11 protein-coding genes are annotated in these 10,448 nt (G+C 70.8%); 5 read left to right on the forward strand and 6 right to left on the reverse strand.

Annotation, left to right across the window (positions count from 1 at the left end):
• Positions 1-357: 357 nt before the first annotated feature.
• Positions 358-2,118 carry a D-lactate dehydrogenase gene (gene dld, locus F3J10_RS31480; RefSeq protein WP_166916785.1) on the reverse strand — a complete coding sequence of 587 codons (1,761 nt, stop codon included), beginning with the start codon at positions 2,116-2,118 and terminating at the stop codon, positions 358-360.
• A 115-nt stretch (positions 2,119-2,233) separates the two neighbouring features.
• On the opposite strand from dld, the gene F3J10_RS31485 reads away from it, so the two are divergent.
• Positions 2,234-3,145: a LysR family transcriptional regulator gene (locus F3J10_RS31485; protein WP_025099196.1), complete on the forward strand. Its 912-nt coding sequence runs from the start codon at positions 2,234-2,236 to the stop codon at positions 3,143-3,145.
• Between the two features lie 9 nt (positions 3,146-3,154).
• Here F3J10_RS31485 and F3J10_RS31490 read toward each other — a convergent pair whose 3' ends face one another.
• A complete protein-coding gene (locus F3J10_RS31490) occupies positions 3,155-3,616 on the reverse strand; it encodes a carboxymuconolactone decarboxylase family protein (RefSeq protein ID WP_167243736.1) in 462 nt (153 codons plus the stop codon).
• A gap of 9 nt (positions 3,617-3,625) precedes the next feature.
• Complete coding sequence (locus F3J10_RS31495; RefSeq protein ID WP_043278468.1) at positions 3,626-4,048, reverse strand: cupin domain-containing protein; 423 nt, start codon at positions 4,046-4,048, stop codon at positions 3,626-3,628.
• Between the two features lie 246 nt (positions 4,049-4,294).
• Between F3J10_RS31495 and F3J10_RS31500 the strand changes: the two genes are divergently transcribed.
• Positions 4,295-5,611 carry a serine hydrolase domain-containing protein gene (locus F3J10_RS31500; RefSeq protein WP_167243737.1) on the forward strand — a complete coding sequence of 439 codons (1,317 nt, stop codon included), beginning with the start codon at positions 4,295-4,297 and terminating at the stop codon, positions 5,609-5,611.
• 97 nt (positions 5,612-5,708) lie between these two features.
• Here the strand turns inward: F3J10_RS31500 and F3J10_RS31505 are convergent, their stop codons facing one another.
• Positions 5,709-6,164, reverse strand: coding sequence for a hypothetical protein (locus F3J10_RS31505; RefSeq protein WP_167243738.1), 456 nt, complete (start codon positions 6,162-6,164; stop codon positions 5,709-5,711).
• Positions 6,165-6,530: 366 nt separating this feature from the next.
• On the opposite strand from F3J10_RS31505, the gene F3J10_RS31510 reads away from it, so the two are divergent.
• Positions 6,531-7,193: a flavin reductase family protein gene (locus F3J10_RS31510; RefSeq protein WP_025099191.1), complete on the forward strand. Its 663-nt coding sequence runs from the start codon at positions 6,531-6,533 to the stop codon at positions 7,191-7,193.
• Positions 7,194-7,280: 87 nt separating this feature from the next.
• On the opposite strand, the gene F3J10_RS31515 is transcribed toward F3J10_RS31510, so the two are convergent.
• Together F3J10_RS31515 and F3J10_RS31520 are read right to left on the reverse strand one after the other, a co-directional pair.
• Positions 7,281-8,831 carry a heavy metal sensor histidine kinase gene (locus F3J10_RS31515; protein WP_167243741.1) on the reverse strand — a complete coding sequence of 517 codons (1,551 nt, stop codon included), beginning with the start codon at positions 8,829-8,831 and terminating at the stop codon, positions 7,281-7,283.
• Positions 8,828-9,508, reverse strand: coding sequence for a heavy metal response regulator transcription factor (locus F3J10_RS31520; protein ID WP_013691532.1), 681 nt, complete (start codon positions 9,506-9,508; stop codon positions 8,828-8,830). The genes F3J10_RS31515 and F3J10_RS31520 overlap by 4 nt, the downstream gene beginning before the upstream one ends.
• A 261-nt stretch (positions 9,509-9,769) precedes the next feature.
• Between F3J10_RS31520 and F3J10_RS31525 the strand changes: the two genes are divergently transcribed.
• Together F3J10_RS31525 and F3J10_RS31530 are read left to right on the forward strand one after the other, a co-directional pair.
• Positions 9,770-10,132: a DUF4148 domain-containing protein gene (locus F3J10_RS31525; protein ID WP_167243739.1), complete on the forward strand. Its 363-nt coding sequence runs from the start codon at positions 9,770-9,772 to the stop codon at positions 10,130-10,132.
• An 11-nt stretch (positions 10,133-10,143) separates the two neighbouring features.
• On the forward strand, positions 10,144-10,448 hold a 305-nt coding region (locus F3J10_RS31530), incomplete at its 3' end, for a cytochrome c (protein ID WP_167243740.1).

Below are 10,448 nucleotides of genomic sequence, written 5' to 3' on the forward strand. Positions count from 1 at the left end.
GTCTTGTCGTTTCGCATACCAGCGGCCGGCTTCGCATGCGCGCGCCCGGCAACCGTCGCCTCTCGGATGGATCGTGATGCGCGCGGTCACCCACCGCTGGCGCATCCGGCCGCTCGCGCGCCGCCGGCCTGCCGACGGCGCCGGCGGTTCGCGCGGCGCTGGCCTCGCGACGCGCCTGCCGGCGGATCGGGCGTTCGACAGCCGGGCCGCGGAAAGATTCCGGCGGCGCGCGATCCGGTCGGCACGCTGGGAACGGCGGCCGGGTCGGCCACGTCGCCCGCTATTGTAATGATCTGGCGGCGACGGGTTGGTGAATCGACAGGTGTCTTGCGGCGTCTTGCAAGCTCTTTTGTTTTGTTACGGCAGCGCCGCCTCGTGGCGCGCCTCGGGCTCGCGATAATTGGCGAATTTCGACATCTGGCCGATCCCCGGATTGAAACAATTGCAGGGGTCCAGCTCGCGATAGAACTCGGCCAGCGCCGGCTTGGCGCGATACAGGTGGCCGACGTTGTGCTCGGCCGGATATTCGGCGCCGCGCGCGTCGAGCAGGCTCCACATGCGATGCTCCAGGTCGAGGCAGTCGCGCCCCTTGCGCACGATGTAGTCCTGATGGAATACATGGCAGAGGAAATGGCCGTAGTAGAGCTTGATCGAGATCTCGTCGTCGATCTCCCTGGGCAGCGTCTCGACCCAGTCGCGATCGTTGCGGCGCAGCGCGATGTCGAGCGCGACGATGTCCTCCACTTCCTTCGCATGAATCGCGCGATAGCGGACCGCCGCGCCGGCCGCCGCGAAACGATGCAGGAAGGCCTTGGCGCCCTCTTCCTCGGTGCATTCGAAGAACTCGCCGCCGGCCTTGGCGAAATAGGCGCCCAGGCGTTCGCGCGCGGCCTCCACGCTGCCCGCCTGCACCTTCAGCATCAGGTGATGCTCGAAGCGCTCGCGATAGGCCTTCATGCGCGCCGGCAGGTGGCTCGGGAACAGGCGGCTGGCCGCCTGCAGCAGGCGATCGCTCAGATGCGCGGGCAGGAAGCGCAGCCGTCCGGCGATCGCGTCGAAGCGGCTCTTCAGGCCGAACAGCGCCGGCAGCCGCGAGGTGCCCAGATAGTGGATCGCGAGGAAGGTGTCCTTGCCGTAGGTTTCGGCGATGTCGAAGGCGTCGCGATGCAGGTACTCGCCCGAGATCGGCAGTTGCGGCAGCTCGCGCAGCGCCAGGCGGCGGATCTCGCTCAGCTCGGCGGGATCGTTGGTGCCGATATAGAACACCTTCGCGCCCTGCTCGACGGGGAAGGTGTCGAGCCGCACCGCGAACACCATCAGCTTGCCGGCCGAGCCCGAAGCCTCGTGCAGCCGGCGCGGATCGGCGTTGTAGCGGGCCGGCGTATCGGCGTCGATCTCGCGCACTTCCTCGGCGTAATGGTGGTCGGAAGCGGCGCCCGCGTCGTGGCGGATCTCGGCCTCGCCGAAATCGCGGCGCTCGATGCGATCGAGCACCGTGAGCGGATCGGTGCCCAGCTCGATGCCGAGATGGTTCACCAGCTGCAGCCGGCCGCTCGCATCGACGCGCGCGAACACCGCCATCTCCGTGTAGGCGGGGCCGCGCTGCACCAGCGCGCCGCCCGAGTTGTTGCAGACGCCGCCGAACACCGAGGCGCCGATGCAACTGGAGCCGATCACCGAATGCGGCTCGCGGCCCAGCGGCTTGAGCGTCTGCTCGAGCTGGTCGAGCGTCGCGCCGGGCAGGCAGACCACCTGGCGGCCCTCGTCGATCAGGTGCACCGTCTTCATGCGCGTGGTGCTGACGATCACGATATCGCGGTCGTAATCGTCGCCGTCGGGCGTCGAGCCGCCGGTCAGCCCCGTGTTCGAAGCCTGGGTGATGACGATCACGCCGGCCGCCACGCAGGCCTCCAGCACCTTCCACTGCTCGACCAGCGAGCCGGGCCGCACCACCGCCAGCGCGCGCCCCGAGCCGAAGCGGTAGCCGGTGCGATAGCGGCGCGTGGCGGCCTCGCCGGTCAGCACCTGGCCGCCGCCGACGATGCCGCGCAGCGCCGCCAGCAGCGTCTCGCCGCCTGGCTTGCGCAGGTCCGAACCGGTTACGGGTGCTGCCGTCATGATGTTCTCCGTGTCTGGGAGGCCGTGCGATGCGCCTGGCCGATGAAGGAAAGCTTAGAATCGCCTCCATCATTAGTCCAATATCTCGATAACGCGATTTGGAGACGAAATCGATATGGAATTCCGCCAGCTCCGCTACTTCCTGGCCGTCGCCGAGCATCTGCATTTCACCGAGGCGGCGGCCTCGCTCGGCATCGCGCAGCCGCCGCTGAGCCAGCAGATCCTCAAGCTCGAGCGCGAGATCGGCACGCGCCTGTTCGTGCGCCATCCACGCCGCGTCGAGCTGACCGAGGCCGGGCGCCTGCTGCACGAGCGCGCGCGGCGCATCGTCGAGGATGCCGAGCGCGCGCTGGTGGAGACGCGCAACGCCGGGCGCGGCGAGACCGGGCGGCTGTCGCTCGGCTTCGCCGGCTCAACGGTGTTCCATCCGGCGATCGCGCTGACCATGCAGCGCTTTCGCCACGCCTACCCGCGCGTGCAGGTGGCCTGCGAGGAGAGCAATAGCGTGGCGCTGCTGGAGAAGGTGGCGGCGGGCCGGATCGACGCCGCGATGGTGCGCATGCCGCTGCAATGCGGCGAGCTGATCGTCGAGCCGCTGGCCGACGAGGAGATGATCGCGGTGCTGCCGAACGGGCACCGGCTGGGGCGCCGCAAGCGCGTCGCGCTGGCCGACCTGGCCGCCGATCCGCTGATCATCTTTCCGCGCGGGATCGGCCCGAATCTCTACGACTCGATCCTCGGCGCCTGCCACGCCGCGGGATTCTCGCCGGCGATCAGCATGGAATCGCCGCAGATCTCCTCGGCCGGCAATCTCGTGTCGGCAGGCTTCGGGGTGGCGGTGGTGCCGGCCTCGATGCGGCAGGTGCAGGTGGACGGCGTGAGCTTCCACGAACTGCAGGGGCGGCCGCTGGCCACCGGCATCGCGCTGATCCATCGGCCGCGCGAGGCCTCGCCGACGGTGCGCAATTTCGTGAAGATATTGCGGCGCTATCGGCTTGCCGCGCGCGACGCCGCGGATCCGAAATGAGGACCCGGCTCAGCGCGCCGCGTCGACCACCGCCTGCGGCACGGCGCGGAAGCTGATCGCGAGCCGGTTGTAGGCGTTCATCAGACCGATCGCGATGGTCAAATCCGACAGTTCCTGCTCGCCGAACACGGCGCGCGCGGCCTCGAACGCGCGATCGGGCACGCCCGTTTCCGATACGCGGGTGACGCTCTCGGCCCAGGCCAGCGCCGCGCGCTCGCGCTCGTCGAACAGCGCGCCGGCTTCTTGCCACACCGGCACCAGCACCACGCGCTCGAGCTTGTCGCCCTTCTTCAGCAGATCGCGCGTGTGCATGTCGATGCAGTAGGCGCAGCCGTTGATCTGGCTGACGCGCAGGTAGACGAGATCGACCAGGCGCTCCTCCAGCCCGCATTGAAGAATATGCGCGTACACGCCGCCGAGGGCCTTGGTGCCGGCCGGGGAGGCCTTGCGGTAATCGAGACGTTGGGACATTCGAGACTCCTATCGATCGTTGATGGTGAGGGGGGCATCGCCGCTGTCGACCACGAACACGGCCAGCAGCCTGGCCGGCTCGCTCGCGCTGGCGTTGCGGCTGACCTGGTGGTGGGCACCGGGCATTTCGTAGAAGGATTCGCCGGGGCCGTAGACGCGTTCGGGCTGGCCGTCGACCTGGCTGGCGATATGGCCCGACACCACGTAGGCATAGATGAAGGCCGAATGCGCGTGATGATGCGGGCGCGAGGCGCCGCCGGGCGGGTAGTCGACCTCGACGGCCGTCAACGACTTGCCGGGCAGGTTCGGCAGCGCATGCGAGAAATTCGGCTTGACGGTTTCGGCGGGCGCGCCGGCGGCCGAGCCGCTTTCGGCGGTGGCGGCGTTGGCCGGGCCCGCCAGCGCGGCGCCCAGGGCCAGCAGCGCGGACATCAGGATGGGGGTGGTTTTCACGGGGTTCTCCTTGAACTCAGGGCCTCATTCTGCGGCGGCCGAAGGTCAAGAAAAAGAACCAAAAACGCACTATTCGACTGTACCGTCCACGCCCGAGCGCCGGCCCCGATTGCTGAGCGCCGCGCACCAGTCTGCTGCCGCGCAGGCCATGTTCACGCACCGCCCCGCTTCGCCAGAATGCGCCTCGATATCCCTACCCGATCCGCATTCGACACGGAGCCTCCCATGAGCACACGAATCCCCCGCCGACAATGGCTGAAAGGCGCCTCGGGCCTGCTGGCCGCCGCGAGCCTGGGCCGGTTGGCCAACCGCGAGGCGCGCGCCGCCGAAGCGAGCGCCGCCGCGCCGCTCGACACTCGCTCGCTGGGCGCCTCGCCGCGCGCGGCGCTCGACGCCTGCCTGCAAGAAGCCGTCGACGACGGCACGCTCAAGAGCGTGGTGGCGATGGCCGCCACCGAGCGCGGGCTCGCCTACCAGGGCGCGCGCGGCCCGGCCAACGCGGCCGGCGAGCCGATCGGCCCCGATACGGTGTTCTGGATGCTGTCGATGACCAAGGCGATCACCGCCACCGCCTGCATGCAGCTGATCGAGCAGGGCCGGCTCGCGCTCGACCAGCCCGCCGCCGAGATCCTGCCGCAACTGAAGGCGCCGCAGGTGCTGGAGGGCTTCGACGCGGCCGGCCAGCCCAGGCTGCGCCCGGCGCGCCGCGCGATCACGGTGCGCCACCTGCTCACGCATACCTCGGGCTATACCTACAGCATCTGGAGCGAGGCGCTGGGCCGCTACGAACAGGTCACGGGCATGCCCGACATCGGCTACTCGCTGAACGGCGCCTTCGCGGCCCCGCTCGAATTCGAGCCGGGCGAGCGCTGGCAATACGGCATCGGCATGGATTGGGTGGGCAAGCTGGTGGAGGCGGTGACCGACCAGTCGCTGGAAGTGGCGTTCCGCGAGCGGATCTTCGCGCCGCTCGGCATGCGCGATACGGGCTTCCTGATCGGCAGCGCGCAGAAGCGCCGCGTCGCCACCCTGCATCGGCGCCAGGCCGATGGCTCGCTGACGCCGGAACCCTTCGAGACCAACCAGCGGCCCGAGTTCTTCATGGGCGGCGGCGGGCTGTTCAGCACCCCGCGCGACTACCTCGCCTTCCTGCAGATGCTGCTGAACGGCGGCGCCTGGCGCGGCGAGCGGCTGCTGCGGCCCGACACCGTGGCGAGCATGTTCCGTAACCAGATCGGCGATCTTCAGGTTCGCGAAATGAAGACGGCCCAGCCGGCCTGGTCGAACAGCTTCGACCAGTTCCCCGGCGCGACGCACAAGTGGGGGCTGTCCTTCGATCTCAACAGCGAGCCGGGGCCGCACGGGCGCGGCGCCGGCTCGGGTAGCTGGGCCGGGCTGCTGAACACCTACTTCTGGATCGATCCCGCCAAGCGCGTGACGGGGGCGCTGTTCACGCAGATGCTGCCGTTCTACGACGCGCGCGTGGTCGATCTCTACGGGCGCTTCGAGCGCGGGCTCTACGACGGACTGCGCCGCGCCTGAGCCGCGCCGCGCGCGCGAGGCAGGGGCGGCGGCCGTGGTCGGGCAGCGGCATCACCAAAGCCCGACCCGCCCATGTCACCCGAGCCGCATGCGTCGCTCAGGTCCCGTTCGCGACGGGCCGCCCGCGCGACAGACCCTCGGCGAATACCTTCAGCGCTTCGAGCAAGGGCATCAGCGCCTGCCACAGCGCCTCGTCGTGCAGCAGCCGATACGCGCCCGTCACGCCGGGCGCCGTGTCGTGATGCGCGGCCGGCTGCCAGCTCGTGACATGCCGGATCGCATCGCCGGCGGCCAGCGCGGTGCGCTCCAGTTGCTCGGGCGGGATGCGCGACAAGGCAGTCAGCAGCACGAGCAGGTTCTGCATGCCGTTCTGCACCACCGGCTGGTCGAGGCCGGACAGCATGCCGGCGATATGGCTGTTGGTATCGACGAAGTCGTGCGCGACGCGCAGGAAACCATGCTGGTGAAGACTGTCGAGCAGGTGGCCGAGCGCATCGTGCGCGGCCGGCCGGGCTGCCGGGGAAGAGGAATCGGGATTGGCGGGATCGGGCATCGTTGCATCTCCGCAGGTAGGCCGCCTCGCATGGCGAGTGCGGTGCACGGGTGGGCGGCGACGTCAGGGCCGCTGGCTGGAAAGACCGAGAAACACTGCATGCCGGGCCGCGGACGCCGATCGACCTCGCATCCTCGCATGGAGCCGTGCCGCGATGCAGGGGCGCCGAACGCGGCTCGCGCCGACGCACCCGCACGCGAGGCCGGGCTCGCCTGGCACGAAGCATCCGGCGTGCCCGCGAGCGCGAAGCGGGTTTGCCGGATCGGGGCGCGTTTCATGCCCGATTGCACGGCAAGAACCGGAGCGCGCCGGGCGCCGCCGCCCGGCATCCTGGGAACCGTCAACCACCCACCCAGGAAATCCGTCATGCACGTCACCGCCCATCCCTCGATCCTCTACTTCGGCACGCCCGTCGCCCTGCTCGCCACCGTGAACGCCGACGGCAGCCACAACCTCGCGCCGATGTCCTCGGTGTTCTGGCTCGGCTGGCGCTGCTTCCTCGGCCTGCAGGGCAGCTCGAAGACCACCGAGAACCTGCGCCGCACGCGGCAGCTGGTGGTCAACCTGCCCTCGCCGGAACTGGTCGGCGCGGTCGACCGGCTGGCCCGCACCACCGGCTCGAACCCGGTGCCGCAGGACAAGCTGGAGCGCGGCTATCGCCACGAGCAGGACAAGTTCGGCGTGGCCGGGCTGACGGCCCTGCCTGCCGAGACGGTGCTCGCGCCGCGCGTGGCCGAATGCCCGGTGCAACTGGAAGCCGTGCTGGAGGACGAGCACGCCTACGACGCCGAAGGCCCGATGTCCGGTTTCATCGCGATCCTGGAAGCGCGCATCACGCGCGTGCACGTGGACCGCGCGATCCTGATGGACGGCCACCCGAACCGCATCGATCCCGACAAGTGGCGCCCGCTGATCATGAGCTTCCAGGAGTATTACGGGCTCGGGCCGAAGCTGCATCCCTCGCGGCTCGGCGAGATTCCCGAGGAGCTGTATCGCACGCCGGACTTCGAGCGCGCGGTCGAGGCCTGAGCGGACGTGCGGCGCGCGCCGGCGCCGATGCGCATCGCGTTGGCGCGCGAGCCTCGATCGCCTGGCGCCTCGCGCGGCCTTGTCGGCTCAGGCTGCGCTCTCGCGCGGAAACGTCAGCACGAAGCGCGTGCCGCCGGCATCGCTCTCGGCATACACGGTGCCGCCATGCAGCTCCATCACCGAACGCACGATCGCCAGGCCCAGCCCGGCCACGCCGCCGGTGCCGGGCGCCTGGCGGCTGCGTGCCGGATCGGCGCGATAGAAGCGGTCGAAGATGCGCTCCAGCAGCTCGGGCGCGATCGGCTCGCCGGGGTTGCTCACGCTGATGGTCAGCGCCTCGGCGCTCTCGCTCGCGGCCAGCCGGATCTCGCCGCCGCGCGGCGTGTAGCGCAGCGCATTGGCCAGCAGGTTGCCGATCGCGCGACGGAACAGCTCCAGCTCGGCGCTCAGCCGCCCGCCGCCTTCCACCCGCAGTTGCAGGCCGGCCTCGTCGGCGAGGCCCTCGAAATAACCGGCGATGCGCAGCAGTTCCTCGCGCACCTCGAAGTCGCGCCGATGCGTGACGAAGCCGGGATGCTCGGCGCGCGCGAGGAACAGCACGTTCTCGATCATGCGCGACAGGCGCTCGTATTCCTCCAGGTTCGATTCCAGCAGCGCCTCGTATTCGGCCGCCGTGCGCGGCCGGCCGAGCGCCACCTCGGTGGCGCCGCGCATGTTGTTGAGCGGCGTGCGCAGGTCGTGGGCCAGGTCGGCGCTGAACTGCGAGAGCTGGCGAAAGCCCCGTTGCAGGCGCGCCAGCATCGCGTTGACGGCCTCGACCAGCGGCGCCAGCTCGCGCGGCACGCGCCCCGCGTCGAGCCGCGTATCGAGCCGGTCGACCGTGATGCGGCCGGTATCGGCCACCACCCCGCGCAGCGGCCGCAGCGACAGGCGGATCAAGGCATAACCGACCAGCATCGAGAGCGCCGCGCCCACCCCGCCGGCCAGCCACAGCGTGTCGCGATAGCGGTCCAGCAGCGCGCGGCCGTCGCGCAGGTTGCGGGCGAGCACCAGCGCCACGCGCGTGCCGTCGCGCAGCCGCGCGTCGACCACCATGCCGTGCACCGGCATTCCGCCGCGCGTGGCCCAGGCGACGATCTGCGTGCCGACGATGCGCGCGGCCGGGTCCACATGCGGGGTGCCGCGCGGCACGATCGCGGCCAGCCCAAGCGCGTCGGGGCCGGGCCCTGCCTCGGCGCCGCTCGCCGCTTTCGGCGCGGGCTCGTCCTCGCCGGCATCCAGCTCGCGCGCATCGGGCCGCTGCGCGGCGGCGGCCGGATCGCCCGGCAAGGTGATCGCGAGATTGCGCGAGGCCAGCAGTTCCCCGTCCTCGGCGGCGGCCGCGAAAGACAGCGCGTTGTTGCCGAACACCACGCTGCTCAGGCGCTCGGCATGCGCGCGCACGTCCCCGGCCGAGGCCAGTTCCTCGGCCAGGCGCCGCGCATGGCGCGCGGCCAGCACCACGTCGAGGTCGCTCTGCTCGCTGACCTGCCGGTCCAGTTGCAGGTACACGTAGCTGCCGACCAGCGCGAACACGGCCAGCGTCATCGCGCCGAAGGCGACGGCGAGCGCGGCCGTCAGCGAACGCGCGCGCATCAGGGCGCCTCGTCCTTCAGTTCGAGCACGTAGCCGACGCCGCGCACGGTATGCACCAGCTTGACGGGAAACTCGTCGTCGATCTTCACGCGCAGCCGGCGGATCGCCACGTCCACCACGTTGGTGTCGCTGTCGAAGTTCATGTCCCAGACGTAGGAGGCGATCTGCGTGCGGCTCAGCACCTCGCCCTGGCGCCGCGCCAGCAGGTGCAGCAGCGCGAACTCGCGCGGCGTCAGCTCGATGCGGGTCGCGCCGCGCCGCACGCGGCGGCGCAGCACGTCGATCTCCAGGTCGCCGATCGCGATCCATTCCGATTCGCGCGGCGGCCCGCGGCGCGCCAGGGTGCGCACCCGGGCCAGCAGCTCGACGAAGGCGAAGGGCTTGACGAGGTAGTCGTCGGCGCCGAGTTCGAGCCCGCGCACGCGGTCCTCGACATCGTCGCGCGCGGTCAGGAACAGCACCGGCGTGGCCTTGCTCGCGCGCAGCCGCTGCAGCACCGCCCAGCCGTCGAGCACGGGCAGCATCACGTCGAGCACGATCACGTCGTAGGGCTCCTCCTCGGCGAGCAGCAGCCCGTCGGCGCCGTCGGTCGCCAGGTCCACGCTCATGCCCGATTCCTCGAGCCCCTTCTTCAGATAGGCGCCCGTCTTCGGCTCGTCTTCGACTACCAGGATTCGCACCGCGCGCTCCCACCAGGTTGATACGCGCCGATGGTACCGGGATTCGCGCCGCCCGGGCCGGCCTCGCGCGCGGATGACGAAAATGTAATCGGCGCGGGCCGGCGGCGCCCCGCGCGGGCGGCCCGGCGCCGCGAAGATGACAAATCGGTAATGAACGCGTCAGCATCGCGCGACGCGCGCGCGGCCAGAATCGCCTTCATCGGCCCGCCGTCGACCACCCCGACGCAGCCGCCTCGCCCATGGTGGGCGGGCAAGGAGCCCATGATGCGATTCCCGATCCGGGCGGCACGCGCCGCCTCGCTGCTGGCCGCGTGCCTGGCCTGCTATTCGCAGGCCGGCCACGCGCAAACGAGCCGCGCCCAGGTGCGGGCCGAGCTGGTGCGCGTCGAGCAGGCCGGCTTCGATCCGCTGCGCGAGCCGCTCGAATTCCCGGTCGACATCCAGGCCGCCGAGGCGCGGTTGGCGCCGGGCGGCGCGACGGCAGTGGCCGCGACGCCAGCGCCGCCGGCGCTGGCGAACGCCGCCGACGGCCATGCCTCGACGACGCCCGCCGTGACGAGCGTGGCGAGCGCAACGCATGACGGCGGCGTCGAGAACGGCGACGCACCGGCCCTCTCCCGTTGAGCGCCGTGCCCATGTCCACTTCCCGCTTCCCGCTCAAGACCGTCTGCCTGACGCTGGCGGCCACCGCGCTGGCCGGCGCGGCCGGCGCGCTCGGCCTCATCTATTCCGGCTACTACGACGTCTCGGCCATCCCGCCTCACGACCCGCTGGTCGCCTGGGCGCTTCACAGCACCTACGAACACTCGCTGCACCGCCACGCGCAAGGCATCGTCGCCCCGCCCGACCTGATGAGCGAGGCGAACCTGGCCGCCGGCGCGCGGCGCTACGCGGCCACCTGCGTGGCCTGCCACGGCGCGCCGGGGCAGCCGCCCGGGCC

This window comes from Burkholderia sp. Cy-637 (assembly GCF_011753175.1).
Classification (GTDB): Bacteria; Pseudomonadota; Gammaproteobacteria; order Burkholderiales; family Burkholderiaceae; genus Burkholderia; species Burkholderia gladioli.